The organism is Streptomyces lacrimifluminis, assembly GCF_014646095.1.
In the GTDB taxonomy this organism is placed as follows: domain Bacteria; phylum Actinomycetota; class Actinomycetes; order Streptomycetales; family Streptomycetaceae; genus Streptomyces; species Streptomyces lacrimifluminis.
In genome coordinates this window covers 1-26,439 of the sequence record NZ_BMMU01000018.1, presented here as the reverse complement: position 1 = coordinate 26,439, position 26,439 = coordinate 1, and the positions used below count along the sequence as shown (strand labels likewise).

The window sequence follows — 26,439 nt, the reverse complement described above, 5'->3', positions numbered from 1 at the left end:
GAGGCCTCGCGTGCTTCCTGTGGACGTCTTCTTCACCAGGTCCTCAACTGTGGGTTGCGCCCCCGTTGTTACTCTGCCGTACGCCCTGCGGTAGGGTCCCCACCGTTTCCAACTACCGGCTGAACGTGAGCCGGTACGGGGCGTGTTGGAGGGGCGGCGCGACGATGAAATCCCAGTGGGGCGACGGCGGATCCGTGGACGTGGACGACACGCGGTTGGAGGAGATGACCCCTGAACCGCTGCTGACCAGGGACTACGAGACGCGTCCCGCCCTAGTGTACGAACGGTTGCGGCAGCGGCACGGTCCGGTCGCACCGGTCGACCTGCTGGGCGTACCCGCCTGGCTGGTCCTGGGCTACCAGGAGTCGCTCCAGGTACTCCAGGACGACGACGGGTGGCCGAAGGGGCTGGAGAACTGGCGGGCCCGCTCGGAGGGCCGAGTACCCGCCGACTGGCCGCTCGGACCGTCCCTGGAGGTCAACCATGTGCTGATCCAGGGCGGCCCCGGATACCCGCCGTTGCGGGCCGCGTGGGACGTGGCGCTGAAACCCTTCCAGGACCCGGGCCACCCCCAGGCGAGGCGGCTGAAGAAGGCCGTCACCGACTACGCCGACGAACTGATCAGCCTGATGGGCCAGGGCGGCAGCACGGGCCTGGCGGATCTGTCCGCGCAGTTCTCCCGGCCCCTGCCGCTGATGGTGGCCAGCCGGCTGCTCGGCTTCCCCGGTTCACAGGGCGACGACGCGCTGATGGACATGTGGCGGGTACTGGACGCGGGCCCGGACGCGGAGCCCGCCCTGGAGCGGCTGCTCGCGACCCTGGCCGAACTGGCGGCGGTGAAACTGGACGAGCCCGGGGACGACTTCCCTTCGTACCTGATAGCCGCCCACCCCGGCCTCTCGCTCGACGAACTGGCCCGCGAGCTGTTCATGCTGCTGGGCATGACCTCCGACCACGTCGGCATCCTCATATCCAACACGGTGGTCGAGGTCATCTCGGGTGAGGGCGGGGTGCGGGCCAGCCTGTCCGCCGGGATGGTCAGGGAGACCATGAACCGGGTCGTCATGCGCAAGCCGCCGCTGGTCAACTTCGTGCCCCGCTTCGCGGCCAGGGACACGGCGCTGGGCAACCACACGATCCGGGCGGGCGACCCGGTGTGGGTCTCCTCCGCCGCGGCCCACGCCGACCCGCTCTTCGCCGGGAACGTCTGCCCGAGCACCACGGTCAGCACCCGGGCCCACCTGTCCTGGGGCGCCGGCCCGCGTCAGTGCCCGGCGCGCGAGCTCGCGTCGACGGTCGCGTCGGTCGGCGTGGGCCGGCTGTTCGAGCGGTTCTCGCACCTGGACCTCGCCCTCCCCGTGGACCAACTCCCTTGGCGTTCCTCGCCGTTCATGCGCGGCCTGCGGTCGCTGCCCGTCCGGTACGAACTCGCCCCGGTGCCCGAACGACGGTTGGCGTACGACCCGGCGACGCAGTCGGCCGAGACGGAGCTGCCGGACCCGTCGGCCCGGCAGCGCTCCTCCCTGTGGCGCTATCTGACGGGGCTGATCCGTACCGGCCGCTGATGTGACCGCCGCCTCCGGCCGCGCTGTTGGGTGCGCCAGGGTGTTGCGTGATCCTGGCTGGGTGGTGCGGTTCCCAGGCCGTCCGGCGTTTGCGGACGAGGCCCGTTGAGGCAGGAGCGGGGGTCTGGGGGCGGCAGCCCCCAGGGATGGGACGGGGTGTGGGGGTGGCGGGGGCGGAGAACGTCCACAGGGTCACCAGGCCAGTGGCGGCCTAGCATGTCGGGGCGCCGGCTCGGGCCTGCCGGGCGTTGCGGGAGCGGCCGGGGCGAATACTTCGCGCGTACCAGTTCTGCGCACGCGGGATGGACGGCCCGGTGGCCGAGCGCGGGGCCGCACACCCGCAGGCCTCGGGCCGCTCTCAGGCGCCGTACACCGGCGCGGGCGAGGGCGCTTCGGTGAGCAGCCCGCGTACCGCGGGGCCGACCTCGTCGGGAGTCCAGCGGCGGTCGCGTACCCGCTGGGGTCCGTGCTGCCAGCCGTCGGCGAGGCCGATCGTGCCGCCCTCGGCCTCGAAGACACGGCCGGTGACGTCACCCGACTCGGCCGAGGCCAGCCACACCACCAGCGGCGATACGTTGCCGGGGTGCGGGGCGTCGAAGCCGGACTCCGGTGCGCGCATCTTCTCGGCGAACGCCGCGACCGCCTCGGTCATCGGGGTGCGGGCGGAAGGGGCGACGGCGTTCACGGTGACGCCGTACCGGGCCAGTTCGGCGGCGGCGATCACGGTGAGCGCCGCGATGCCCGCCTTCGCGGCGCCGTAGTTTCCCTGGCCGACACTGCCCATCAGCCCGGCCCCCGAGCTGGTGTTGACGATCCGGGCGTCGACCGGCCGGCCCTGCTTGCTCCGCTCCCGCCAGTACGCGGCAGCGTGCCGCAGTGGTGCCGCATGCCCCTTGAGGTCGACCTTCAGGACCAGGTCCCAGTCCGCCTCGGTCATGGAGACCAGCATCCGGTCCCGATTGACGCCCGCGTTGTTCACCAGCGCGTGCAGCGCGCCGAACTCGTCGACGGCCCGCCCGATCAACCGTTCCGCGTACCCCCAGTCGCTGACGTCGCCCAGGTCGGCGACAGCGGTGCCACCGGCCGCCCCGATCTCCTCGGCCACCGCCTTCGCGGCCTCGCCCAGGTCGTTGACCACGACCCGGGCCCCCTCCGCCGCCAGCGCGAGGGCGTGCTCGCGCCCGAGGCCCTGCCCCCCTCCGGTGACGACGACGACCCGGTCCCGACAGATTCCGCTCACGTGTCCGCTCCTTCGCCGACGATGTCCGGGCCGCACCAAAGGGTGCCGCCGTACGCCTTGATTTCTTCGGCCGCCGCTTTCGTGGCCTCACGCGAGTCGTTGACGACGACCAGGCCCTCTCCGGCGACCGGTGCGAGGGCGTGTTCGCAACCGTGGCCCTGGCTCTGGCTCGCTCCGGTGAGACGACGACCCGGTCCCGACAGATTCCGCTCACATGGCCGCCTCTTCGCCGGTGCAGTCCGACGTCCCGGCGAGGCCCAGTCGCTGCGCGACGAACTCCCGGTGCTCCGTCGGCCCGCCCCAGTCCGCGGCCAGGGCCCAGGCCCGTTTGGCGTACAGGTGGAGGTCGTACTCGGTGGTGTACCCCATGGCGCCGTGGCACTGGATCGCCGTACGGGCCGCCTGTCGGGCCGCTTCCGAGGCGAGGATCTTCGCCATCGACGTTCGTACGGCGGTCTCCGGATCCCCGGCCGCCTGTGCCCAGCCCGCCGCGAGGACCGCCGGCCGGGCGAACCGTACCGCCAGCTCCACATCCGCCAGGGCGTGCTTGACCGCCTGGAACGAGCCGACCGGTACGCCGAACTGGTGCCGCTCCCGCACATGGGCCACGGTCAGTTCGAGCATCCGCCCGGCGAGCCCGACCAGCAGGGCGGCCGTGGCCAGCACCCCGCGTCGGTACGCGACAGCGAGTTCATCGGGTCCCTCGGCCAGCAACAGCCCGCCGTCCGACGGAGCGTGGACTCGGGCCAGCCGCCGGGAGCCGTCGATCGAGTCGACCGGCTCGGTCTCCATCTCGGCCCGTGTGTACAGGCGCAGCCCGTCACCGCGAGGTACGGCGATCAGGTCGGCGCGGGCGGCGAAGGGGACCGGGGCATCGGGGGTGAGGGACACCGTGAGCAGCGCCGATCCCCCTAGTACGGCCGGGAGTTGGGGCGCGCCCGCGGCGGCGAGCAGGGGGGCGCCGACGGCCACGGACTCGGCGGCGGGGACCGGCAGGCCGCTGCGGCCGAGGGTCTCCATCAGGGGCGGGAGCGCGTTCTCGTCGAGGCCGCAGCCGTCGGCGCTTTCGGGGACCAGGGCACCGGTGACACCGACCCCGGCCAGCGTCCGCCACACGGCGTCGACGCTCTCGGTGCGGCCCCCCGGCCACCCGGCCCGGATCTGTTCGGCGCCGGCCCGCTTGGCCAGCACCTCAGCGGCGGCCTCGGCGAGAGCCGTGTCCCGTTCGGTTACGGCGAAGCGCATCGCTTCCGGTCACCTCCTCGGCAGGCCGAGCAGCCGCTCGGCGACGATGTTGCGCTGGATCTCGTTGGTCCCGGCGTAGATGGGGCCCGCCAGGGAGAAGAGGAATCCTCGGCTCCAGGGCCCGTCGACCTCGGCCTCGGGGCCGAGCAGTTCGGCGGCCATCTCGTGGAGGGCGATGTCGAGCTGGGACCAGAACAGCTTGTTCAGGCTGGACTCGGCGCCGACCTGCCGTCCCTCGACGATCGAGGTGACCTGCTCCAGGGTGAACAGCTCGTAGGCCTGGGCCTCGATCCACGACTGCACGACCCGGTCCCGATGCGACCCCGGCCCCCTCGCCCGCGCCAGGTCGAGGAGCCGGCCGGCGGTGTGCAGGAAACGGCCGGGGGAGCGCAGCGTCAGACCGCGCTCTGACCCGGTCGTCGCCATCGCCACCCGCCAGCCCTCCCCGACCCCGCCGAGCACATCGGCGTCGGGCACGAGGACGTCGTCGAGGAAGACCTCGGCGAACCCCTCGTCGCCGTCGAGGCGCTCGAATCCGCGGACCGTGACACCGGGCGCGTCCAGCGGAACGAGGAAGTAGGTGAGGCCGCGGTGGCGCTCCGCCTCCGGGTCCGTACGGAAGAGGCCGAACAGGTGGGTGCAGAAGGCGCCGCGGGTCGTCCACGTCTTCTGGCCGCTTAGCCGCCAGCCACCGGCCTGCTCGTCGCGGACCGCCCGGCTGCGGATACCGGCGAGGTCGCTGCCCGCGCCCGGTTCGGACCAGCCCTGCGCCCACAGGTCCTGGGCGGCGGCCATCCTCGGCAGGATGCGCCGCTGCTGCTCCTGCGTACCGAACGCGAAGACGGTCGGGGCCAGCAGGAAGATGCCGTTCTGGGTGACCCGGGCGGGCGCCCCGGCCCGGTGGTACTCGTCCTCGAAGACCAGCCACTGCCACAGGGACGCGTCCCGGCCGCCGTACGCCTCGGGCCAGGACACGACCGACCAGCGGGCCTCGAACAGCGCGCGCTCCCACTCCAGATGGGCGGCGAACCCCTCGCGGGTGTCACCGGACGGCAGGGGGTTCGACGGCACGTTCGCCGCGAGCCACTCCCGTGCCTCCAGCCGGAACTCCTCCTCCTCGGCACTCCAGGTGAGATCCACGGCTCACCCCTCCCCGTCCGTACGGCCGCCGAAGGTGTCGCGGACCTCGGCGGCGACGCCCGACAGGTTGATCTCGAAGGTGAAGCCCTGTTCGTAGCGGTAACTGCGCTTGACGTCCCACAGGTCGATGCCGTTGAAGGCCTCCTTCGCGGCGCGGATCACCGCCGGGTTCTTCCCGGCGATGTCGGCGGCGACCTCCAGGGCCCGGTCCCGCAGCCGGTCGGCCGGCACGACGTCGAACACCGAACCGAAGGCGTGCAGTTCGGCGGCGGACGCGGTGGCGCAGGTGTACATCATCGCCCTGGCCCGGTGCTGCGGGACCAGGCGGGACAGGTGCGTCGCCGCGCCCAGCGCGCCCCGGTCCACCTCGGGCAGCCCGAAGTACGCGTCCTCGGCCGCGACGATCACGTCCGAGTTGCCGACCAGACCGATGCCGCCACCCAGGCAGAAACCGTGGACCGCGGTGACGACCGGCACCGCACAGTCGTAGACGGCGGCGAACGCGGCGAAGCAGCCGCGGTTCACCCCGATGACGGCGGTGTGGCCGGTGTCGGCCTGCAACTCCTTGACGTCCACGCCGGCGTTGAAACCGCGTCCCTCGGCACGCAGCAGCACCACCCGCACGTCCGGGTCGCGGCCGAGCCGCTCGACCGTCTCCGCCAACCGGTACCAGCCCGCCACCGGCAGGGCGTTGACCGGCGGACAGTCGACGACCACCTCGGCGATGCCGCGCTCGTCGACTCCGGCCTTGATGATGTCAGTGCCCATGGGCTCTCCCTGTGTCGCGGTGCCGCGCCGTGGCGCGGTCGGCCGTGGTCACCGTTTCGCTCCGGCGGTGGTCAGACGGGTGAGGACGGCGTCGGCCTCCGCGACGATGCGTTCGACGAGTTCGGCGCAGCTGGGCAGGTCGTCGATGACGCCGACGACCTGGCCGGAGGCGAGGGTGCCCAGGTCCGTCCGGCCGTCGACCATGCCGGCGCGCAGCATCATCGGGGTGTTCGCCGCCATCACGACCTGGGACCAGCCCAGTTCATGGCTGCGGCGCATCGCCAGCCCCTCGCGGACCAGGTCGGACCACGAGGTGCCGGAGACCTTCCGGAACCCGACGGCGTGCCGCAGGGAGCGGACCAGGCGCGCGGGCGCCCGCTCCCGCAGCAGCCGCTCCACCGCTTCGGTGCGCAGTACGCGCTGGGGGATGCCGTCGAGGACCGGGGTGACGACGGTGTCGGTGACGCCCCGCCCGAGGTACTCGGCCTTGACCGAGTCAGGGACCGTGCTGTCGCTGGTCAGCAGGAACCGCGTACCCATCGCGATGCCCACGGCGCCCTGGGCGAGCGCGGCCACCAGCCCCCGCCCGTCGCGGAACCCGCCGGCCGCGATGACCGGGATGCCGACGGCGTCCACGACCTGGGGGAGAAGGATCGAGGTGGGGACGCCCCCGGTGTGGCCGCCGCCCTCACCGCCCTGCACGACCACCGCGTCCACACCCCACGCCTGGACCTTCTCCGCGTGGCGGCGGGCACCGATGGAGGGGATGACCACCAGCCCGGAGTCCTTCAGCTCGCGGACGACGCGCTCATGGGGCGCGAGCGCGAAGGACGCGACCTTCACGCCCTCGCGCACCAGCAGGGCGGCGCGCTCCAGGACGTCGGGCGAGTCGCCGCGCATGTTCACGCCGAACGGCGCGTCGGTGCGTTCCCGGACGGCACGGATGGCGTCCCGGGTCTCGTCGAGGGTGAGCGTCGCACTGGCCAGGATGCCGAGTGCGCCGGCCGCCGCGGTGGCCGCCGTCAGTTCGGGGCCGGACACATACCCCATGCCGGTCTGCACGATGGGGTGACGGACGCCGACCAGATCGCACAGCGCGGTGTGCAGGGCGGGATGGACAGGGGCGATGGGGGCGCTCATGCCGGGTCTCCTTCGCGCGCCGCTCCCCGGGCAGGGAGGAATCCCCGGGCCCGGCTTCCGAGGGGTTGTCGGTCTGGTCAACGTAATCTAACAAGTGTTTGATAGGTAAGACTCCGTAAGGGTGAGAGCGTGGGAGGGATCTGTCCATGGGTGACAAGTCGATGTCCCTGGAGGACTTCGCCGGGACCGTCGAGTCGGGCATGACGATCGGTATCGGCGGCTGGGGATCGCGGCGCAAACCGATGGCGCTGGTGCGTGAACTCCTGCGGGACGACGTGCGCGATCTGACCGTGGTCACGTTCGGCGGCCCGGACGTGGGGCTGCTGTGCGCGGCAGGGAGGGTCCGCAAGCTCGTCTACGGCTTCGTGTCGTTGGACAGCATCGCCCTCGACCCGCACTTCCGCGCCGTACGGGAGCAGGGCGGTGTGGAGACCGCCGAGTACGACGAGGGCATGTTCGTCACCGGCCTGCGGGCCGCCGCGAGCCGGCTGTCCTTCCTGCCCACCCGCGCTGGCCTCGGCTCCGACGTCCTCACAATGAACCCCGACCTGGTGACGATCGCCTCCCCGTACGCCGACGAGGAGTACGTCGCGATGAAGGCCCTGCGGCTCGATGTCGCCCTGGTGCACGTCAACCGGGCGGACCGGGCGGGCAACGCCCAGTACCTGGGCCCGGACCCGTACTTCGACGACCTGTTCGCGATGGCGGCCGACCGCTGCTACGTCAGCACCGAGCGGATCGTGGAGCCGGGGGACCTGCTCGCCGCCGGGCCCGCGCAGTCACTCCTGATCAGCCGTCTCTTCGTCAACGGGGTCATCGAGACTCCCCGGGGCGCCCACTTCACCTCCTGCGATCCCGACTACGCGCGGGACGAGGCATTCCAGGCCCACTACGCGTCGGCCGCGCGGGACGCCGACTCCTGGCAGCTGTTCCGCAAGACGTTCCTCGACGGCGACGAACAGGCGTACCACGAGGCGGTGGCGGTGTTCCACGCCAACCGCGACGGGCAGGAGGAGGCGCGATGACGGAGATCACCCGGGCCGAAGTGTGCGCCGTGGCCTGCGCCGACGTGTGGCGCGACGCAGGGGAGGTGCTCGCGCACACGGCCGGTGTCCTGCCCTCGGTCGGAGCGCGCCTCGCCCGCCTGACGACCAGCCCGGACCTGGTGCTGACCGACGGCGAGGCCTACTTCATGAGCGATCCGCCTCCGCTCGGCCGGACCGCCGCGGACGGGGGCGTCGTCGAGGGCTGGGTGCCCTACCGGCGGGTTTTCGACATCGTCGCCAGTGGCCGTCGTCAGAGCATGATGGGGGCCAGCCAGATCGACCGGTACGGGAACCAGAACATCTCCCTGATCGGCGACTGGCGTCGTCCCGCACGGCAACTCATCGGCGTACGCGGGGCCCCGGGCAACACGGCCAACCACCGTACCGACTACTGGGTGGCACGGCACACCCCGAAGGTCTTCGTCGAGAAGGTCGACGTGGTCTGCGGCGTGGGCAACGACCGTGCGCGCGACGGCAAGGGGCTGGGGTTCCACCACCTGGGAGTGGTGATCACCAACCTCGCGGTCCTCGACTACGGGGACGACGGGCGGCTGCGCGTGCGCTCGTTGCATCCCGGCGTCACCGCGGAGGAGGTCCACGCGAACACCGGCTTCACGCTCGACGCGACCGGCGCCCCCGAGACCCGTCTGCCCGACGAGACCGAACTGCGGCTCATCCGCGAGGTCGTCGACCCGCGCGGCCTGCGCGAACGTGAGGTGAGCCGGGGCACCGGGTCATAGGACCCGGCACCCCGGCCCGTCATCGGGATAGGCGGTCCGTCAGCAGGCGGAGTTGGTCTGGGTGAGCAGGCCGAGGCGCCACGGCAGCGTGTTGTAGTCGCCGCCGGCGCTGGGGTTCATGCCCTGGTAGAGGTACTGGAGCCTGCAGGCGGGGATGGTGAGTGTCTGGTCGTAGCCCGCGCGGATCATTTCGCCGTGGCTGATGTCGCGGGTCCAGGTTCCGGCCGGGAAGGTGGTGTTGTTGGCCCGGGCGAAGGGGTTGCTCTCGGAGGCGGCCAGGGGTGTCCAGGAGCCGGCGAGGCTGGTGGCGGTCCAGGAGCGGAACCAGCGCCTGCCGTCGGAGCCGATGGCCTCGACGAGCATCAGGTACTGGTTGGTGCCCTGCACCTTGTAGATGTTGCTCGCTTCCCACAGGGCGTACTTGTTGGAGTCCTGGGCGACGATGACGGTGTTGGTGAACCCGTTCGGGAACTGGCCGACGCTGGTCTGGGAGCGGTAGAGGTGGCCGTTGTCGTCGGAGGAGAACAGGTAGCAGTTGGCACTGTCGCAGATCACCCACATGTCGACCCAGTAGCCGTTGCCGATGTTCTGCCTGATGATGTCCGGCATCGACGAGTAGAAGTTGCGCGGGGCGCTCCACCCGTTGGGGTTGCTGATGTCGGGGTTGGTCGAGTACGAGGCGTTGCCTGTCTGGTAGACGAGGTACCACAGGCGTTGCGGCGCGTTGTAGAAGACCTGGGGTGCGGCCCGGTATCCGGTGCCGATGGCGGTGCGGTCCAGGTAGTGGTGGGTGGCCGAGCCCGCCTGTGACCAGTCGGTGAAGCTGAGGTACGCGAGGTTGTAGCCGGCCGCGCTCGCGGTGCTGGCGAACACGTGGTACTTGCCGTTGTAGTGGACGACCGTCGGGTCCTTGAGCGCCGCGATGTTGTGCGTCGAGTCCGGTTTCGGCCCGATGAGCGCGCCGCTGGAACTCCACTTGAAGCTGGAGGGCAGGGCTGCCGCCTGTGCCGCCGAGCGGGTGCTCGTGTCCTGCGCCGCCACCGTGGCCGGGCTACCGCCCATCGCGGTCAGCGCCGCCTGGTAGGCCGCCTTCTTGTTGCCGTTGCGGTCGAAGAGCAGCGGGTTCTCCCCGCTGCGCCAGGAGTCGCTGTCGCGGATGCCCCATACGGTGATCCCGGTACAGCGGGCCACGTTCATGCACGCGCGGACGGTGTTCGTGAAGGCCGACGCGGGTGCCTGGGCGATGTCGAGTTCGGTGATCTGTACGTCCACGCCGAGCGCCGCGAAACTCGACAGCGTGGTCTGGAAGTTCGACGGCGGGCCGCCGGCGCCGAAGTGGGCCTGCAGGCCGACGCAGTCGATGGGCACCCCGCGCGCCTTGAAGTCCCGGACCATGCGGTAGACGCCCTGGGTCTTGGCGTCGTTCCAGTTCTCGATGTTGTAGTCGTTGTAGCAGAGCTTGGCCGCCGGGTCGGCGCTGCGCGCGGTGCGGAAGGCCTGCTCGATGAAGCCGTCACCGAGGAGGTTCTGGAACACCGAGGGGCGGTGCTGGCCGCTGCCGCCGTCGGCGAACGCCTCGTTGACGACGTCCCAGGAGTGGATCCTTCCCTTGTAGCGGTTGGCGACGGTGGTGATGTGGTTGTTCATCACGCCGCGCAGGGTGTTCGCGTCGGTGATGGAGCTGACCCAGCTGGGTAACTGGGAGTGCCACACCAGGGTGTGGCCGCGCAGGCGCTGTCCGCGGGTTGTCGCCCGGTTGACGATCTGGTCGGCGGAGCCGAAGGTGAACGAGTTGCGGGTGCGCTCGGTGGCGTCCCACTTCATCTCGTTCTCGGGTGTCACCGAGTTGAACTCACGGTCCAGGATGCCCGTGTAGGTGGTGTCGCCGAGCTTGCCGGCGGCCACCGCGGCCCCGAAATACCGCCCGGACTGCGCCGCCTGAGCACCCAGCGTCGATGCCCTGACGTCCGCCGCGGTCCCGGCCGCGGGCAGGTTCGCGGGCACGGCTGTGGCGGTGCCGGTCGCCATCAGCGCGATTGCGGCCAGCAGACCGAGCGCCGGTGCCCGGCGCCGGCCTGCTCGTTTCAGAAGGGTCATCTGCTCTCCTCGTACGGTCGTGTGCGGGATGCGGGTGCGTGCCGACTGCCCTGTGCCTGCGGCGCGGTCAGGGCGTGGACAGCTCGAAGCGGGCGACGCGGACCGAGCCGCCGAGCGCCTGCGTGGCGTGGTTGAAGAGGGCGAAGCGGTAACCCATGAAGAACTGCCAGCTGTTGCCCATGGTGAAAGCGGGCCCCAGACGGACGAAGTTCACGCCGTCGGTGCTGTAGGAGAACGTCCCCGGACGCGACGAGCCGGGCCGGATGTCGGCCGTCGCGCGCAACCAGACCCGGCCCCCGGAGACGCCGGCGCTCGCGGCCTCGTACCCCGTGCCCGTGGTGTTCCAGCTGCCGTCCATGGTCAGCCCGTTGACCATCACCACCCGGGTAGCGCCGCCGTCCCGCCTGATACCGATCCAGGCCGAGGAGTCACGCAGCAGCGCGAGTCCGGCGCGGTCGCCGTCGCGCATCGCCGAGTAGTCGAGCTGGACGGTGGCGGTCGAGGTGGGGCCCTGGATGCGGTGGGTGAGGGTGTTGCGGGCCCAGTACAGGTCGTTGGTGACGGTCGCGGTCCGCAGGGTCAGACCGTTGTTGACCGACCACCTGGTGTTGTCCGGGTTGTGGTTCCACTCCCACTTCGGCTTGAGCGTCGTACCGTCGAACGTGTCGACGCCGGTCATCGGGGTGACCTGCCGGGGCGGCGACGGGACGACGGGACTGGGATACGACGCGCCCCACCTGTTGTTGACGAGCTGGACGACGGGCCAGCCGTCCGAGGTCCAGGTGACCGGCGCCAGCACGGGGACCCGGCCGCCGGGAAAGGCGTCCACGAAGGCCAGGTAGTACCAGGCACCGTTCTGCGTCTGCACCAGCCCGCCCTGGTGCGGGACTCCCCCGCCGGAGATCGGCCCGGGCAGGTCGAGGAGGACCTGACGCAGTGTGTACGGGCCGAAGGGGCCGCTCGTCGACTTCAGGATGTACTGGCCGTTGGCCGGGCGGGTCAGGAAGATGTAGTGGTTCCCGTTGATCCGGTAGAAGCGGGCGCCCTCCAGGGTGCCGATGCTCGACGGCGTGCTGAACACCTGCTGAGACCGGACCTGCGTACGGCCGTCCGGGGAGAGCTGGGCCACGCTGATGGTGGTGTTGCCGTACGCCACGTACAGGGTGTCGTCGGTGTCGACCAGCAGACCCGCGTCGTAGTACACCGTGTTGAGCGTGGTGAGTCTGTTCCAGGGACCCTCGACGCTCGTGGCGGTGTAGACGTAGGTGCGGGCGAAGTCGATCTGGCCGAGCCAGTAGAACGTGCGGTTGCTGGGACGGTAGGCGAGCGACGACGCCCAGACGCCGCGTACGTAGCCGCGGGCGCCGTTCAGGTCGTACTTGGACCCGAAGTCCAGGACCGGCACGGAGTGACCGGCGAACTCCCAGTTCACCAGGTCGTAGGAGCGGAGGATCGGCGCCCCGGGGGAGTAGTGCATCGTCGACGCCGAGTAGTAGTACGTGTCGCCGACGCGGATGATGTCGATGTCCGCGAAGTCCTGCCAGAGCACGGGGTTCGCGTACTGCGCGGCGGCGGCCGGAAGCGTCTGCGCGGCTGCTGTTGTGGGGAGCGCGGCTCCCACGACCAGGCCGGTCGCCGCGGTCAGCGCGTTCCGGCGCGTGCGGGGTTGATGTAGCCATGACATATGAGCGCTCCTCTTGTCTGGGGGCTAAGAGGTGTGCGAAGTCGGGCGATGGCGGGGAACTCGGCCGTCAGTGTTCGTCATGTCGAACATTGGCCGTGTCTTCGAGCATCTTGGATACTAGGAGGCGCGCGGCGCGCGTCAATACCCCTCGCATCATTCGCTGTTCACGTCGAAATGTTTCGTCAGTACTTTCCTGTGAGCAGCCGCCGCGGATTGGCGATCCGGAAGGCGTACGCCGCCGCTCCGCCCAGCCCGAATCCGGGGTGCAGCGGCGGCTCCGCGTAAGGCCGGTCCGAGCCCTGGACGACGGCCCCGGCGCCGAGGGCACGGACGATCGCGTCGACGGCACGGGGACCGTAGGACGACGTGTCGACGAAGACGCCGGGGTCCATCTGTCCCTCCGAGCCGCCACCCCGGGCGGCGAAACGCTCTCCGTGCAGCGGGGCGAGTCCGGCCAGCAGGGCGAAGCACACGCGCAGGCGCGGATGGCGGGGGCGGCCGAAGGCGCGGAAGGCGAACCAGGCGGCGTGCATCTGCTGGACGTACGGGACCATCGCCGGCCACCAGTCGGGGCCCTCCGCCTCGCCGGCCGCCGGTCCCGGATGGACGAACAGCGGCAGGTCGCGTTCCACGAGCAGGTCGAGGAGCGGGGCACACCGCGCGTAACCGGCGGCGTCGGAAAGGGCGTTCGCCGGGAGCTGGAGGCCGGCGAACCCCCGGTCGAGGTCCTTGGCCGTCGCGTTCGCGTCGATGTCCCGCACGCAGGCGGCGGCCCAGGCGTCGAAAGGTTTCGGGAGGGTGGCCGATCCCTCGTGGTACGCGTCCAGCAAAGGCCTGGCCTCGGCGGCGGGAAGCCAGTCCACGCCGATCGGGGCGGACAGCGAGACGAGTACCCGGCCGAGGCCGTCGGCGGCGGCGAGGTCCGCACGGCGGGCGATGTCGTGATCGGCGGGCGGAATCTCGTAGGGCGGCTCACCGTTCAGGTACAGGGTCCAGCCGTCGAGGAACGGGGGTTCGCGGCGGGCGCGCAGGGCCGCCACCAGCGAGGGGGTCCACAGATGCTGGTGCACGTCGACGCTGGTCATGACGTTCCTCCCACCGGGGCTGACGATTCTTCCAGCATCGCGCTCAGTGCGCGCCGGACGTCGGCGGACCCAAGGATGCCGTGACTCACCGCCTCCACGTCCACCCCGCAGGGCCGGTCGTCGTCGAGGCGGGGCACAGCCGCCCGGATCGCCCGGTGCAGCAACCGGGGTCCACGCCCCAGGGCGGGCGGCGCCGCCAGGTCCACCGCCTGCGCGGCGACCAGGGCCTCCACGGCGAGCAGCAGCCGCAGCCGGGTGAGGATCGTGGCCAGCCGCCGTGCTCCGAGCGCCGCGTTGGTCGAGTCGTCCTCGACGGCGTCCGCGCCGTGCCGGGGGTCGGTGGACACCGGTGCGGACAGCATGCGGATCTCGGCGACGAGCGCCTGCGCTGTCTTGGTCAGTGGCGCGAAGCCCGAGCGTTCCGGTCCGTACGGCGACAGGTTCGCCGGCAGTCCGCTGACGGCGGGGTCGAGGAGCCGGCGCATGCGCTCGGCGGAGATCGATGCCGTCTGGGTCAGGGCCAGGGCGAGGGTGTCGAGAGCGAGGGCCGGCGCCGGGGTGTGGAAGTTGCCGGAGGAGAGGATCTCGCCGGTGTCGGGCAGCACCACCGGGTTGTCGCCGCAGCCGTTCAGTTCCGGACGCAGGGCGGCGTCGGCGAAGTCCAGGGCCGCGTACGCGGCGCCGTGCACCTGGGTGGCGCAGCGCAGGCTGACAGGGTCCTGGACCCGCCGCGCGTTGCGCGGATCGCCCAGCTCACCGCCGTCCAGCAGGGCGAGCAGTTCGCGTGCGGCGCGGGACTGGCCGGGGGCGGGGCGCAGGGCGAGCACCCGGGCGTCGAGCGGGCTCGTGTTCGCCCGGAAACCCTCGTAGGTGAGCGCCGTGACCGCCTGGGTCAGCGCGAGGAGTGCGGCGGCCTCGTGCAGGGCGAGCGCGCCCTGTCCGGCCGCCAGCGGGCTCGCGCTGCACAGCACATGCCCGTCCTTGGGACCCAGCGTGGCCGGCGCGAGACCGGCCCGGCGCAGTGCCGTGGCGCCGTCGAGCACCTCCCCGTCGAACTCGGCGCTGCCCTCACCGATGACGACCAGGCCGACATGCGCCAGCTGACACAGGTCGGAGGCGCCGATCGACCCCACCTCGGGGATCACCGGATGCACCCGAGCGTTGAGCATCGCCACGAGCAGCCGCGGGATCTCCGGCCGCACTCCGCTGCCGCCGCCCGCGATGCCGTTCACCCGGGCGAGGACGGCGGCGCGGACCACCGGGACCGGCAGCGGATCGCCGACGCCGTTCGCCCGGCCACGTACCGTACGGACGCTGAACTCCGCCAGCTCGGCGCGCGGCAGGGCGTAGGAGGAGCGGGTGCCGAGTCCCGTCGTCAGGCCGTACGTCGGGACCTGGCGGTCGACGATGTCCTCGACGACGGCCCGCTCACGCACCAGCCGGGGCAGCACCCCGTCCGCCAGGGCGACGTGGGCGCCGTGGTGGGCGACGGCGACGACATCGCCGTACGACAGTGTCCGCCCGTCGACGACGACCTGCGCGATGTCGCCGCCGACGCCGGTGCCGGTGTCCGTCATGAGATGCGGAGTTTCTGGCCGCCGCGCGCCTCGGCCTTCCTCGGCATGGCGGCGCCCAGCGCGATGCCGGGGAGGGAGAGGCCGGGGTGCCGGAACAGGTTCGTCTCCTCGGGGCTCTCCCGGCCGGGCTTGCGGCCCGCGACGATCTCGCCCAGCTCACCGTGCAGAGGGGACCTGGTGAGCCTGCCGGAGTCCACGCGGGCGCGCAGGGCGCCGAACGGTCCGGCCTGCGCCCAGCCCCAGTCGTCGACGACGATCTTGTCCATGATGTCCGTGAGGCTCAGCTCGACCGCGCCGTTCGTTCCGTAGTTCACGATCAGGGCGCCCGGGGCGATCCACTCCGTCCGCAGGAGCGGCTCCGGCGGCGTGCACCTTGCGCCGAGCCCTGGACGGGCGGCTGCCCACCCTGCGCACCGTCCAGGCGTTCGCCCGGGCCGCGCGGGTGAGGAGGCGGGGCGGATCTCGCGGGCGCTTGAGGGGCGCCGGCGGCTGGTGTGGGGGCGATGTCCGAGGCGGGCCGCCTCCACCACGATGTCCGCGCCCTCCACACAGGTCTGCCGGTCCTCCGTCACGACGACCGGCTTGCCGGGGTTCCGCTCCAGACGCCCGGCGAAGGCCTCGCGGCTCTCAGGGCGGCGCGAGTGGACGCGGATCTCGGTCAGGTCGCAGTGTCGGTCGAGGAGACGGACGTTCCCGTACGAGGTGGCGCGGGCGCCGATGTTGCCGAGCACCCTGGCGTCCGGGCGGGCCGGGTGGCGTTCTCCCAGCGCGGTGAGGGCGCCGGTGCGCCTCTCGGTGAGGGTGGTCGCGTCGACCACGGCCACCGGCATACCGGTACGCGGGTCGAAGAGATTGAGCAGAGCCGCGAGAGCGAGGATCTCGGCGTCGGCCAGCTCCAGCTGTGCGATGTCCGAGCCGTTCAAAAAGGTGAACCGGACCGGTTTCATGGCGGCGCCTCCTCACATTTCGGACACTCTGACCTGATTTCGTGTGAATGTAACGTGCCGTTTACAGATGAGCATTGACTGCCATTCACTCATGGATAACTCTGCATGACTATATTCAGTTGGGTAAGGGGCAGCCTTGATCAGATTCGACGCGGTGAGCAAAAATTATCCGAACGGGACGACGGCGGTGGACGAACTGTCGCTGGAGTTGGCCGAGGGTGGCCTCACGGTCCTGGTCGGGCCCTCCGGCTGCGGCAAGACCACCACCCTGCGCATGGTCAACCGCATGGTGGAGCCCACGGCCGGGACGGTGAGCCTGCGCGGCCAGGACATCCGGGAGGTCAACGCCCCCGAGCTGCGCCGCGGCATCGGGTACGTGATCCAGCACGCGGGACTGTTCCCGCACCGCACCATCCTCGACAACATCGCCACTGTTCCGCTGCTGCTCGGCTGGAGCCGGAAGAAGGCGCGGGCGCGGGCGGCGGAACTGCTGGAACTGGTGGGGCTGCCGAGCGAGATGGCCAAGCGCTATCCGAACCAGCTCTCCGGCGGACAGCAGCAGCGCGTCGGGGTGGCCAGGGCGCTGGGCGCCGACCCGCCCGTGCTGCTGATGGACGAACCGTTCAGCGCGGTCGACCCGATCGTCCGGGCGGAATTGCAGGCGGAGTTCATCCGGCTCCAGAAGGAACTGCACAAGACGATCGTGTTCGTCACCCACGACATCGACGAGGCGATCAAGCTCGGCGACAAGATCGCCGTGTTCCGCACCGGCGGCAAGCTGGCCCAGTTCGACACCCCCGAGCGACTGCTCGCCGATCCCGCCGACGACTTCGTCGCCGACTTCGTGGGGCACGACCGGGGCATTCGCCGGCTGTCCTTCGTGAACGCGGCCGACGTGCCGCTGCGCGACGGTCCGGTACTGGCGGCGACCTCGCCGGTGGCGTCGGCACGGACGGGCGACGAGCCCTGGGTGCTGGTCGTCGACGACGGCCGACGGCCGCTCGGCTGGGCCGCGGTCGCCGACCTGCCGGAGAGCGGCACCCTCGCGGACGTGCCACTGGCTCCCCTCGGCCACACCTTCAGCCTCGTCGGCGACTCGGCACGGGCCGCCCTCGACTCGGCGCTGCTGTCGCCCGCCCGCCTCGCGGTGGGCGTGGACGCGCACGGCGCCGTGGTCGGGGTCGCGGACGCCCACGAACTGTCCGCGGGGACGGGCGGAACGGCGGACGCCACCAGGGCGGACGGTGGGAAACGATGAGTGACGGCGAGCCGCTCATCCGGTGGCAGTGGATCGGCGATCACGCCGCTGAACTGGCCGACTACACCGGAATCCATCTGAGACTCGGTCTCCTGCCGGTGCTGTTCGGGCTGATCATCTCGGTACCGCTCGGCATCCTGTGCCACCGCTATCGCTGGCTTTACCCACCGGTGCTGACCGTGGCCAACATCCTGTACTCGATCCCGTCGCTGGCCCTGTTCATGATCTTCGTCCGCTACACGGGGCTCACCGAACGCACGGTGATGATCCCGCTGACGATCTATACGCTGTCGGTGCTGGTGCCCAACGTCGTGGACGGGCTGGCCTCGGTCCCCGAACCGGTCCGGCTCGCGGCCACCGCGATGGGATTCGGCGCCATACGGCGTGTCGTCCAGGTCGAACTGCCGATCGCCGTACCCGTCGTGATCGCCGGTGTACGTGTCGCGGCCGTGTCGTCCATCAGCCTGGTCGCGGTGGGGCAGCTGATCGGACAGGGCGGCCTCGGGTACTACATCACCCGTGGTCTCCAACTCGACTTCCCGACCCCGATCATCACCGCGATCGTGCTGATCATGCTGCTCGCACTCGCCACCGACGCGCTGCTGGTGCTCGCGCAGCGGCTGCTGACCCCCTGGTCCCGGAACAAGGTGACGGCGTCATGAACGACTTCCTGAACCAGATCCGGCTCGTGGGGGACTGGCTGACGTCCTCGAAGCAGTGGCACGGCGACGACGGCATCCCCCATCGGCTCCTCGAACACCTCACCTACAGCGGTCTGTCCCTGCTGTTCGCCGCCGTTATCGGGCTGACCCTCGGGCTGCTCGTCGGCCACACCGGCCGGGGGGCGTTCGCCGTGGCCAGCGTGGCGAACCTGGCGCGGGCCGTCCCCACCTTCGGTCTGGTCGTTCTCGTCGTCACCCTCGCGGGGCTCAGCACGACGCCCGTGCTGGTCGCCCTGGTCGCCCTCGCGGTCCCGCCGATCCTCATCAACACGTTCGAGGGCGTGCGGGGCGTGGATCCCGCCACCAGGGACGCGGCGCGTGGGGTCGGTATGACCGAGTGGGAGGTCCTGGCGCGGGTGGAGGTGCCGATGGCCCTGCCACTTATCCTCCTCGGGCTCAGGGTTGCCGCGATCCAGGTCGTGGCCACCGCGACCGTGGCCGCCTACCCCGGTCTCGGCGGCCTCGGCCGCTTCATCGTCGACGGGCTCTCCCGCAACGACTACGAGCTCGTCATCGGCGGCTCGACCGTCGTCGTCGTCCTGGCCCTTGTCGTCCAGGTCGCCTTCACCGCGCTGCGGCGCGCCGTCGTCTCACCCGGCCTCAGGGTCTCGCCCTCCAAGTCCTGAACTTTTCGAACCTTTTGTGCCCTTCGATTCATTTGAATCCATGATCGTCCGAGCCTCCGGGCTCCGAGAAAGGAAAACCCATGAGCAGCACCACCCGAGGCATCCACCGCGGCGCCGCGTTCGGCCTGATCGCCGCACTCTCGCTCACCGCCTGTGGCGGAGGTGACGACAGCGACAGCAATCCGCTGACGGGTGACAGCGGCGGCAGCGGGAAATCCATCGTCGTCGGCTCGGCGAACTTCCCCGAGAACCAGCTGCTCGGCGAGATCTACGCCCAGGCCCTGGAGGCCAAGGGCCTGAAGGTGACCCGGAAGTTCGACATCGGCGCCCGCGAGGTCTACTACGACCAGGTCGTCAAGGGCGGCATCGGTGTCTTCCCGGAGTACAACGGCGCCCTGCTGTCGGTGGCCGTCGACAAGAACAGCACCGCGACCAGCACGGAGCAGGTCAACGCCGAGCTGAAGGCGAAGCTCCCCTCGACGGTGGAGATCCTCGACTCCGCCGCGGCCGAGGACAAGGACTCGGTGACCGTCACCGCCGAGACCGCCGCCAAGTACAAGCTCAGGACCCTCGCCGACCTCAAGCCGGTCGCCAAGGACATGACGATCGGGGCCGGTTCGGAGTTCAAGACCCGCACCCAGGGCGGAGTCGGCCTGAAGACGGTCTACGGCGTCGAGTTCGGGAAGTTCCAGCCGCTGGACGCGGGCGCCCAGACCACCCTGGTGAAGCTGCTCAAGTCGAACGACGTGCAGGCCGCCAACCTCTACACCACCGACCCCGCCATCGTCGAGGACAAGCTGGTGGTCCTGGAGGACCCGAAGAACCTCTTCTCCTCGCAGAACGTCACGCCCCTGGTCTACAAGTCGGCGGTCAACGACACGGCCAAGGCGGCGCTCAACGCCCTCTCCGCGAAGCTCACCACCGAGGACCTGCTGGAGATGATGAAGAAGCTCGTCAACGACAAGGAGGACTCCAGCACCGTCGCCAAGGAGTGGCTGACGAGCACCGGTCTCGTGAGCTGACCTCGTTCGGTCGCACACCCCGCCCGCCCTCTCTCCCGCCCGGCACGCCGAGCAGGGGAGAGGGGACCGAACACGACCGCCCCGGGGCGCGGATGCGCGACGGCGCCGGCCCCGACATGGCCGCCCGGGCCGGTTCCTCCGCACGGCGGCCAGCTCTTCGAGGGACGTCGGCTCACCCGGCACAGCGCCGTATCGCGCACCGTCCGGTCCGGCAGGCGGCGACGTGCCCTTCCTGTCGAGCGTGGAGCCGGCCCACCTGGCCGGTGTCAGCCGGCCGTCGGTGACGGGGTTCGCGGTGGCCCTCGGCTTCGACTGGTATCCGGTGTTGCGCAGACATCTGCGGGAGGTCGCCCCCGCCGGTGCGGACCCGGAGGAACGGTCGAACAACCCGTACCGGCAAGCCGTCCGGGCCGAGATCGACAACCTGCGGCAGCTCGCCCCCCTGCTCGCGGACCCCTGCTCGCGGACCCCGGCCCCGTGGAACGCGCGGGACGACCGCTCGCCGCCTCCCGGCCGCTGCCGACGCTCGGGCCGCGCGCCTCCGCAGCCCAGGCACGCGGGTTGGCCTACTCCCGGCCAAGTCCACCCCGACGTACGGCCGTTCGACCTTCACCGTCGACGACCCCCGCTTCTCCACCGCCCAGGTCGTCTGCCCCAGCATGCTCTCCCCCGACGGCGACCAGCACACCCGCCACCGCGAACCCTTCAACGCGCCCTTCCGCCCGAGGGCGGTACGGGAGGGCTTCACCGCCCGCATCGAAAGCGAGACGGGCCGGCTCATCAGCGCACTCCCACCCACCGGCGCCGCCGACCTGCGACGCGCCTTCGCCGGCCCCTCGCGGTCGCCGTCGTGACCGAGGCTCTCGGCCTCACCGGTACCACCGCGGACACGGTGCTCGCCTGGTACGACGCCATCGTGCGGTCGGTCTCCGACATCACCGCCGGCCACACGGCGGGCCCCGGGCCGGGAGACCGCCTCGCTCCTCGTCTCCGCCGCCGGACGGCCGACCGTGCCCGAGGTGGCGTCCAATGTCGCCGTCCTGATGTTCGGGGGCATCGAGACCACCGAGGCGATGATCACCAACGCGCTGCTGCACCTGTTCCGGCACCCCGCCCAACTCACCCTCGTCCGGGACGACGTGGACCTCCTGGACGGCGCGATCGAGAGTCACCGGGCCTCGAACCCGGCGCCGCCGTCGTGGACCGCTACGCCACCCGGGACAACCGTCCTCGGCCCGGCCGCGATCCGCCGCGGCGATCTGGTCACCGTCTCGCTGACCGGCGCCAACCGCCACCTCGCCGTCTTCCCCGACCCCGACCGGTTCGACGTCCGCCGCGAGAACGCCCGCCTCCAACTGGCCTTCGCCCACGGACCCCACCACTGCCTCGCCGAGCGCCTCGCCCGCCTCGAGCCCGCATCGCCCTCCACCGCCTCCTCGAACGCCTGCCCGGACTGCGCCTGGACCCGGACCACCCCGCCGCTGTGCGGGGGCCTGGTCTTCCGCAAGCCGTCCGCCCTGCACGTGCTGTGGGACGCTCCCGCCTGACGAGGGGGAGTGCGGGGCCGCCGGGAGGAGGAGGTGCGAGCTGAGCCATCAGGATCCAACAGAGTCAGACAAGATTCTTGCTTCGGCTGCGTTCGGAGTCCTAGGGTGAGCCTGGCTCGGCAGCTCCCACTGTCACCAGCAGTTGTGCGCTGACCCAACAGCAACTCCCGCACCGCCCAGGTGGATTGAGCCGCCACCGATGACCACAGCGCTGCCGGATTCCGGGTCGGTTTGTCAACAGTAACGAACAAGATCTGACGCGCCCTCAGTCCGTACAGCGCACTGTCGTACCGAGGAAGGCCACGGTCATGCCGCACCCCCACGAGTCCCTCGCCGATGGGCCGGTCCGCGCCCAGCAGGCCGTCAGCCGCCGCCGTCTCCTGGAGGGAGGAGCCGCCGTCCTCGGCGCGCTCGCCCTGTCCGGACCGGCCGCCGCCCACCGGGCCGCCGCCGCGGACGCGTCGGACGCCACCCCCGAGTGGAACGGCCACATCGACGTCTTCCGTGTCGGCACCGAACCCGCGCACACCACGCTGATGCCGTACGCGACCCTCGCCCAGGCCCTCGCCGCCGACCGCACCCGCTCCCCGTACCGGCAGAGCCTCGACGGCACCTGGAAGTTCGCGTACGTCGACCGGCCCGACGACCGGGACACCGACTTCTACCGCACCGACCTCGACGACCGTGCCTGGGACACCATCCCCGTCCCCTCCGCCTGGCAGCTGCACGGGTACGACAGCCCGATCTACGTCAACATCGACTACCCCTGGTGGGGTCCCAACGGCCGGGGCGAGGAGGCGCAGCCGCCGGTCGCCCCGACCCGCCACAACCCCGTGGGCCAGTACCGCCGCACCTTCACCCTCCCGCGCGACTGGTCGGGACGACGCACGTTCCTGCACTTCGAGGGTGTCAAGTCGGCCCACTACGTATGGATCAACGGCACGCTGGTCGGCTATCACGAGGACTCCTACGACCCCTCCGAGTACGACATCACGCCGCACCTGAAGTCCGGCACCAACCAGATAGCCGTGGAGGTCTACCGCTACTCCGACGGTGACTGGCTGGAGGACCAGGACATGATCCGGCTGAGCGGCATCTTCCGCTCGGTGTACCTCTACTCGACGCCCGCCGTGCGGCTGCGCGACTTCCGGCTCGACACCCCGCTGAGCGACGACTACTCGGCGGCCGAGCTGTCGGTCACCGCGAACGTGCGGGACTACGGCGGCAAGGGCGCCGGCCAGTACTCCGTCGAGACGCAGCTGTACGACGCGGGCGGGCACCCGGTCTGGTCGCGCCCGCTCCAGCAGACCGTCGCGCTCGGCGCCGGCGAGGAGAAGTCCGTACAGGCCGCGAAGGCCGTTCCCGCACCGCGTCTGTGGTCGGCCGAACACCCCGACCTCTACACCGCCGTACTCCGCCTGCGCGACCCGGCCGGCCGAGTGACCGAGACCCTCTCCCACCGGGTCGGTCTGCGCGAGTTCGCCCTGAAGGACGGGCTGATGCGCATCAACGGCAAGCCGGTCTCCTTCCGGGGCACCAACCGGCATGAGATGCATCCCGTCCACGGCTCCGCCCTCACCCGCGCGGACATGGTCGAGGACATCGGCATCATCAAACGGCTCAACATCAACACCGTCCGCACCTCGCACTACCCGAACAACCCGCTGTGGCTGGAACTCGCCGACGAGTACGGCCTCTACCTCGTGGACGAGACCAACCTCGAGACCCATGGCGTCCGGGGTGAGTACCCCGGGAACCACTCCGAGTGGACCACGGCGTGCGTGGCCCGCGCCCAGAACATGGTCCACCGCGACAAGAACCACGCCTCGGTCGTCATCTGGTCGCTCGGCAACGAGGCGGGCGGCGGCACCACGTTCAACGCCATGTACGACTGGATCCGCTCCTACGACACCACCCGGGTCATCCAGTACGAGGGCGACGACCGCCCCGGGATCAGCGACATCCGCTCCGAGATGTACGACAGTCCCGCCCGCGTCGAGCAACGGGCGAAGGACACCAACGACACCCGGCCGTACGTGATGATCGAGTACTCCCACGGCATGGGCAACTCCAACGGGAACTTCAAGAAGTACTGGGATCTCGTCCGCCGCTACCCCGTCCTCCAGGGCGGCTGGATCTGGGACTTCGTCGACCAGGCCCTGAGCTGGCCCACCCCGACGCGCAAGCTGCTGACCGAGACCGGGCCCGCCGCGCTCCACGGTGAGATCATCGCCCCCGCCGGCACGTTCACCCGCGACAAGGGCGTCTCCGGCGGCACCGTCTTCGCCCGCGACGAGCGTCTCGACCTCACCGGGTCCCTGACGCTGGAGGCGTGGATCACCCCGCACTTCCTCGGCTACCACCAGCCCGTCATCGCCAAGGGCGACACCCAGTACGCCCTGAAGCAGTCGGACAGCGGCCTGGAGTTCTTCATCTACGGCGACGGCCAGTGGGTCAGCGCGTACTGGACGCTGCCCGACGACTGGACCGGCAAGGAGCACCACGTCGCCGGTGTCTTCGACGCGGCGGCGGGCACACTGACCCTCCACGTCGACGGCGTGGCGCGAGCCACCAGGACCACCACCCGGCGGCCCAGCAACAACACCGCGTCCCTCTCCCTGGCCACCGACATCGACAACCCCACCCGGGAGTTCAGCGGCACCATCCGGCGGGCCCGCGTCTACGCCCGCGCGCTGAGCGCCACCGAGCTGGCCTCCGACAGCCGGGGCCCCGGCGACGACGGCGTACGGTTCTGGTTCGACGCAGCCACCGTCGGCATCACCGAGAAGCGGCCCCGGGACAAGACGTTCTACGCCTACGGCGGCGACTGGGGCGACAACCCCAACGACGGGGCCTTCGCCGGGGACGGCATCATCACCGCCGACCGCGGGCTGACCGGCAAGTCCGCCGAGGTCAAGCGGATCTACCAGGCGGTGCAGATCACTTCGGGTGCCACGCCGGGCGCGGTCACCCTCACCAACGAGTACCTCTTCACCAACCTCCGCGAATTCGACGGTCGGTGGGAACTGGTCGCCGACGGAAGGGTGGTCCGGCGCGGAAAGCTCACCCGCGCCCAGCTGGACGTCCCGCCCCTGACCGCCAAGGACATCACCGTGCCCTTCGACCTGCCGGACGACCCGGCGCCGGGCGCGGAGTACTTCCTCCAACTGTCCTTCACCACCAGGGAGAGCACGAAGTGGGCCAAGGCCGGCTTCGAGGTGGCCAGGCAGCAACTCGCCCTCGACGCGGGCAGCCCCGCCGTCACACCCAGGCCCCTGAACAGCGTCCCGGCGCTCCGACACGAGGACGGCGACGCGTCGGTCACCGTCAGGGGCAAGGGCTTCTCGGTCACCGTCGACAAGGCGACCGGCGTGATCACGTCGTACAAGGCCGGCGGCGCCCAGCTGATCGAGTCCGGGCCGACCCCCAACTTCTGGCGGGCCCCCACCGACAACGACCGGGGCAACGGCCAGCACACCCGCAACCAGACCTGGCGCGACGCGGGCGCCCGGCGTGCGGTGACCGGCGTGAGCGTCCGCGCCCTGCGGGACCGGGCCGTCGAGATCAAGGTCGCCGGCACACTGCCGACGACACCGGCATCGACGTACACCACCACCTACACGGTCTTCGGCAACGGTGAGATCAGGGTCGACAACACCCTGCACCCGGGGGCGAGTTCACTGCCGTACATCCCGGAGGTCGGCAACCTGCTCCTTCTGCCCGGCCGCCTGGACAGGCTGCACTACTACGGGCGCGGTCCCGAGGAGAACCACTGGGACCGCAACAACGCCACCGACGTGGGCCTCTACTCCGCCACCGTCGACGGGCAGTGGAGCGGCTATCTGCGCCCGCAGGAGAACGGCAACAAGACCGACGTCCGCTGGATCGCCCTGACGGACCGCAAGGGCGCCGGCCTGTTGGTCTCCGCCGAGCCGCTGCTGGAGGTCAACGCCTCGCACTTCACGCCGGAGGACCTGTCGGTCGGGGCCCGCCACGACTACCAACTCACTCCGCGAGACGAGGTCGTCCTGCGCCTGAGCCACCGCCAGATGGGCGTCGGCGGCGACAACAGCTGGGGTGCTCACACCCACGACGAGTACAAGCTGTTCGCGGCCCGCGACTACGCGTACACCTACCGGCTGCGTCCCCTGACGGACGTCGACGAGGCGATGGCGGCCTCGCGGCGGCCCACGGCGGGGGAGTCCGCCGGATAGCTGCGGGAGCATGGGTTCGAGGGCGTCACCCTTCGTCGGGGGTGGCGCCCTCGCCCGGTTCTTCGGCCGGACAGGCGAGGCACCGGGCCGTGACGGTCCGGTGTTCGCGCAGCGGGTGGCCGGTGAGCTGCTCGGTTCTGTTCAGCCGGTGGACGACGTGTTGCGGTGGATACGCGGGGCGGCGGACGTCCGGACGAGGTTGAACCCGCTCGCACCAGGCGGTGATCGTGTCGCGCGGCACCGGTCAGTCCGGCTGGGCCCGCAGGTCGTTCAAGAACATCCCCCTGCCGGCCGTCGTCTCTCTCATCTGCTTCGCCTGGCCTCTGCGGGCGTCCGGCTCGGCGTCCTGACCGCCGGCTGTCCGAGGCTTGGCATCGGACCTTCCGGTGATCGACGGCTTCCCGGGTACGACAACGCCTGCGCGGCCACCGGTCACGGCATGCTCGGCGTCACCCTGGACCCCGCCACCGAACCGGCCCCCTCGTCACCGCTTTCGCCAGCTGTGGGGAGCGTCGAAGGTCTGGGGACGCCAGGAGGTGGGGTGCGAGCCGTCGGGCCCGCCGACGCGAAGTGCGAGAGCGCTGCGGCTGAGAAGCAGGACGGTGAGGGCGGCCAGTTCCTCGACGGTGGCCTTGCCCTTTTCGATGCGCAGTCCGGGAGTCGTCATGTGAACCTCCGTCACTGAGGGGGGTTGCCGTGTTTGCGGGCAGGGCGATCGGCGTGCTTGGTGTGCAGCATCGTGAGCGACCTGATGAGCACCGAGCGGGTCTCGGCCG

The 26,439-nt window shown here is 70.9% G+C and carries 22 protein-coding genes and 1 pseudogene; 11 read left to right on the top strand and 12 right to left on the bottom strand.

Annotated features, from left to right (window positions below):
- The first annotated feature begins 164 nt into the window (after nucleotides 1-164).
- The gene (locus IEY89_RS24765) at nucleotides 165-1,565 is read left to right on the top strand and encodes a cytochrome P450 family protein (protein WP_189149695.1); all 1,401 of its coding nucleotides are present in this window, start codon (nucleotides 165-167) and stop codon (nucleotides 1,563-1,565) included.
- 358 nt (nucleotides 1,566-1,923) lie between these two features.
- Here the strand turns inward: IEY89_RS24765 and IEY89_RS24760 are convergent, their stop codons facing one another.
- From IEY89_RS24760 to IEY89_RS24740, 5 genes are all read right to left on the bottom strand, one after another.
- The gene (locus IEY89_RS24760) at nucleotides 1,924-2,805 is read right to left on the bottom strand and encodes an SDR family oxidoreductase (RefSeq protein WP_189149694.1); all 882 of its coding nucleotides are present in this window, start codon (nucleotides 2,803-2,805) and stop codon (nucleotides 1,924-1,926) included.
- A 210-nt stretch (nucleotides 2,806-3,015) separates the two neighbouring features.
- Entirely contained in the window at nucleotides 3,016-4,050 is a 1,035-nt protein-coding gene (locus IEY89_RS24755) for an acyl-CoA dehydrogenase family protein (protein WP_189149693.1), read from the bottom strand.
- Between the two features lie 9 nt (nucleotides 4,051-4,059).
- Complete coding sequence (locus tag IEY89_RS24750) at nucleotides 4,060-5,190, bottom strand: acyl-CoA dehydrogenase family protein (protein WP_189149692.1); 1,131 nt, start codon at nucleotides 5,188-5,190, stop codon at nucleotides 4,060-4,062.
- A gap of 3 nt (nucleotides 5,191-5,193) precedes the next feature.
- Nucleotides 5,194-5,958, bottom strand: a complete 765-nt coding sequence (locus IEY89_RS24745) for an enoyl-CoA hydratase family protein (RefSeq protein ID WP_189149691.1) — start codon at nucleotides 5,956-5,958, stop codon at nucleotides 5,194-5,196.
- A gap of 48 nt (nucleotides 5,959-6,006) precedes the next feature.
- Entirely contained in the window at nucleotides 6,007-7,098 is a 1,092-nt protein-coding gene (locus tag IEY89_RS24740) for an NAD(P)H-dependent flavin oxidoreductase (RefSeq protein ID WP_189149690.1), read from the bottom strand.
- A 146-nt stretch (nucleotides 7,099-7,244) separates the two neighbouring features.
- Here IEY89_RS24740 and IEY89_RS24735 point away from each other — a divergent pair, with 146 nt between their 5' ends.
- Together IEY89_RS24735 and IEY89_RS24730 are read left to right on the top strand one after the other, a co-directional pair.
- Nucleotides 7,245-8,123, top strand: a complete 879-nt coding sequence (locus tag IEY89_RS24735; RefSeq protein ID WP_189149689.1) for a CoA transferase subunit A — start codon at nucleotides 7,245-7,247, stop codon at nucleotides 8,121-8,123.
- Entirely contained in the window at nucleotides 8,120-8,884 is a 765-nt protein-coding gene (locus IEY89_RS24730) for a CoA-transferase subunit beta (RefSeq protein ID WP_189149688.1), read from the top strand. The genes IEY89_RS24735 and IEY89_RS24730 overlap by 4 nt, the downstream gene beginning before the upstream one ends.
- 39 nt (nucleotides 8,885-8,923) lie before the next feature.
- Here the strand turns inward: IEY89_RS24730 and IEY89_RS24725 are convergent, their stop codons facing one another.
- The 5 genes from IEY89_RS24725 to IEY89_RS40915 all read right to left on the bottom strand — a co-directional run bounded on the left by IEY89_RS24725 (nucleotide 8,924) and on the right by IEY89_RS40915 (nucleotide 16,274).
- Entirely contained in the window at nucleotides 8,924-10,981 is a 2,058-nt protein-coding gene (locus tag IEY89_RS24725) for a glycoside hydrolase (protein WP_189149687.1), read from the bottom strand.
- A gap of 67 nt (nucleotides 10,982-11,048) precedes the next feature.
- The gene (locus tag IEY89_RS24720) at nucleotides 11,049-12,665 is read right to left on the bottom strand and encodes a glycoside hydrolase family 43 protein (protein WP_189149686.1); all 1,617 of its coding nucleotides are present in this window, start codon (nucleotides 12,663-12,665) and stop codon (nucleotides 11,049-11,051) included.
- 182 nt (nucleotides 12,666-12,847) lie between these two features.
- Complete coding sequence (locus IEY89_RS24715) at nucleotides 12,848-13,750, bottom strand: amidohydrolase family protein (RefSeq protein WP_189149685.1); 903 nt, start codon at nucleotides 13,748-13,750, stop codon at nucleotides 12,848-12,850.
- Complete coding sequence (locus IEY89_RS24710; protein WP_189149684.1) at nucleotides 13,747-15,327, bottom strand: HAL/PAL/TAL family ammonia-lyase; 1,581 nt, start codon at nucleotides 15,325-15,327, stop codon at nucleotides 13,747-13,749. The genes IEY89_RS24715 and IEY89_RS24710 overlap by 4 nt, the downstream gene beginning before the upstream one ends.
- Entirely contained in the window at nucleotides 15,324-16,274 is a 951-nt protein-coding gene (locus IEY89_RS40915) for an ornithine cyclodeaminase family protein (protein WP_229695413.1), read from the bottom strand. Before IEY89_RS40915 ends, IEY89_RS24710 begins: the two co-directional genes overlap by 4 nt.
- 136 nt (nucleotides 16,275-16,410) lie before the next feature.
- Between IEY89_RS40915 and IEY89_RS24695 the strand changes: the two genes are divergently transcribed.
- The 8 genes and pseudogenes from IEY89_RS24695 (at nucleotide 16,411) to IEY89_RS24670 (ending at nucleotide 25,663) form a co-directional block, all read left to right on the top strand.
- Nucleotides 16,411-17,532 (top strand): ABC transporter ATP-binding protein, encoded by a 1,122-nt coding sequence (locus tag IEY89_RS24695; RefSeq protein WP_189149683.1) that lies wholly within the window; start codon nucleotides 16,411-16,413, stop codon nucleotides 17,530-17,532.
- The gene (locus IEY89_RS24690) at nucleotides 17,529-18,194 is read left to right on the top strand and encodes an ABC transporter permease (RefSeq protein ID WP_189149682.1); all 666 of its coding nucleotides are present in this window, start codon (nucleotides 17,529-17,531) and stop codon (nucleotides 18,192-18,194) included. Before IEY89_RS24695 ends, IEY89_RS24690 begins: the two co-directional genes overlap by 4 nt.
- The gene (locus IEY89_RS24685; protein WP_189149681.1) at nucleotides 18,191-18,880 is read left to right on the top strand and encodes an ABC transporter permease; all 690 of its coding nucleotides are present in this window, start codon (nucleotides 18,191-18,193) and stop codon (nucleotides 18,878-18,880) included. The genes IEY89_RS24690 and IEY89_RS24685 overlap by 4 nt, the downstream gene beginning before the upstream one ends.
- Before the next feature lie 80 nt (nucleotides 18,881-18,960).
- Entirely contained in the window at nucleotides 18,961-19,902 is a 942-nt protein-coding gene (locus IEY89_RS24680; RefSeq protein ID WP_229695412.1) for an ABC transporter substrate-binding protein, read from the top strand.
- 150 nt (nucleotides 19,903-20,052) lie between these two features.
- Nucleotides 20,053-20,509 (top strand): annotated as a pseudogene (locus IEY89_RS40910) (MurR/RpiR family transcriptional regulator); the annotation flags it as partial.
- Nucleotides 20,510-20,561: 52 nt separating this feature from the next.
- Entirely contained in the window at nucleotides 20,562-20,756 is a 195-nt protein-coding gene (locus tag IEY89_RS40905) for a cytochrome P450 (protein WP_229695411.1), read from the top strand.
- Between the two features lie 165 nt (nucleotides 20,757-20,921).
- A complete protein-coding gene (locus tag IEY89_RS40900; RefSeq protein WP_229695410.1) occupies nucleotides 20,922-21,449 on the top strand; it encodes a cytochrome P450 in 528 nt (175 codons plus the stop codon).
- 308 nt (nucleotides 21,450-21,757) lie between these two features.
- Nucleotides 21,758-25,663 (top strand): glycoside hydrolase family 2 TIM barrel-domain containing protein, encoded by a 3,906-nt coding sequence (locus IEY89_RS24670; RefSeq protein WP_189149680.1) that lies wholly within the window; start codon nucleotides 21,758-21,760, stop codon nucleotides 25,661-25,663.
- Between the two features lie 25 nt (nucleotides 25,664-25,688).
- On the opposite strand, the gene IEY89_RS24665 is transcribed toward IEY89_RS24670, so the two are convergent.
- Together IEY89_RS24665 and IEY89_RS24660 are read right to left on the bottom strand one after the other, a co-directional pair.
- The gene (locus IEY89_RS24665) at nucleotides 25,689-25,904 is read right to left on the bottom strand and encodes a hypothetical protein (protein WP_189149679.1); all 216 of its coding nucleotides are present in this window, start codon (nucleotides 25,902-25,904) and stop codon (nucleotides 25,689-25,691) included.
- A 243-nt stretch (nucleotides 25,905-26,147) separates the two neighbouring features.
- Entirely contained in the window at nucleotides 26,148-26,330 is a 183-nt protein-coding gene (locus IEY89_RS24660; RefSeq protein ID WP_189149678.1) for an acyl-CoA carboxylase epsilon subunit, read from the bottom strand.
- Nucleotides 26,331-26,439 lie beyond the last annotated feature (109 nt).

Excerpts from the sequence above, each read along its gene's own strand:
- IEY89_RS24765 (WP_189149695.1), top strand. The coding sequence starts at position 165 with ATGAAATCCCAGTGGGGCGACGGCGGATCCGTGGACGTGGACGACACG.
- IEY89_RS24720 (WP_189149686.1), bottom strand. The coding sequence starts at position 12,665 with ATGTCATGGCTACATCAACCCCGCACGCGCCGGAACGCGCTGACCGCG.
- IEY89_RS24730 (WP_189149688.1), top strand. The coding sequence starts at position 8,120 with ATGACGGAGATCACCCGGGCCGAAGTGTGCGCCGTGGCCTGCGCCGAC.
- IEY89_RS24685 (WP_189149681.1), top strand. The coding sequence starts at position 18,191 with ATGAACGACTTCCTGAACCAGATCCGGCTCGTGGGGGACTGGCTGACG.
- IEY89_RS24745 (WP_189149691.1), bottom strand. The coding sequence starts at position 5,958 with ATGGGCACTGACATCATCAAGGCCGGAGTCGACGAGCGCGGCATCGCC.
- IEY89_RS24755 (WP_189149693.1), bottom strand. The coding sequence starts at position 4,050 with ATGCGCTTCGCCGTAACCGAACGGGACACGGCTCTCGCCGAGGCCGCC.
- IEY89_RS24670 (WP_189149680.1), top strand. The coding sequence starts at position 21,758 with ATGCCGCACCCCCACGAGTCCCTCGCCGATGGGCCGGTCCGCGCCCAG.
- IEY89_RS24740 (WP_189149690.1), bottom strand. The coding sequence starts at position 7,098 with ATGAGCGCCCCCATCGCCCCTGTCCATCCCGCCCTGCACACCGCGCTG.
- IEY89_RS24660 (WP_189149678.1), bottom strand. The coding sequence starts at position 26,330 with ATGACGACTCCCGGACTGCGCATCGAAAAGGGCAAGGCCACCGTCGAG.
- IEY89_RS24715 (WP_189149685.1), bottom strand. The coding sequence starts at position 13,750 with ATGACCAGCGTCGACGTGCACCAGCATCTGTGGACCCCCTCGCTGGTG.
- IEY89_RS24735 (WP_189149689.1), top strand. The coding sequence starts at position 7,245 with ATGGGTGACAAGTCGATGTCCCTGGAGGACTTCGCCGGGACCGTCGAG.
- IEY89_RS24680 (WP_229695412.1), top strand. The coding sequence starts at position 18,961 with ATGAGCAGCACCACCCGAGGCATCCACCGCGGCGCCGCGTTCGGCCTG.
- IEY89_RS40905 (WP_229695411.1), top strand. The coding sequence starts at position 20,562 with ATGCTCTCCCCCGACGGCGACCAGCACACCCGCCACCGCGAACCCTTC.
- IEY89_RS40915 (WP_229695413.1), bottom strand. The coding sequence starts at position 16,274 with ATGAAACCGGTCCGGTTCACCTTTTTGAACGGCTCGGACATCGCACAG.
- IEY89_RS24725 (WP_189149687.1), bottom strand. The coding sequence starts at position 10,981 with ATGACCCTTCTGAAACGAGCAGGCCGGCGCCGGGCACCGGCGCTCGGT.
- IEY89_RS24710 (WP_189149684.1), bottom strand. The coding sequence starts at position 15,327 with ATGACGGACACCGGCACCGGCGTCGGCGGCGACATCGCGCAGGTCGTC.
- IEY89_RS24690 (WP_189149682.1), top strand. The coding sequence starts at position 17,529 with ATGAGTGACGGCGAGCCGCTCATCCGGTGGCAGTGGATCGGCGATCAC.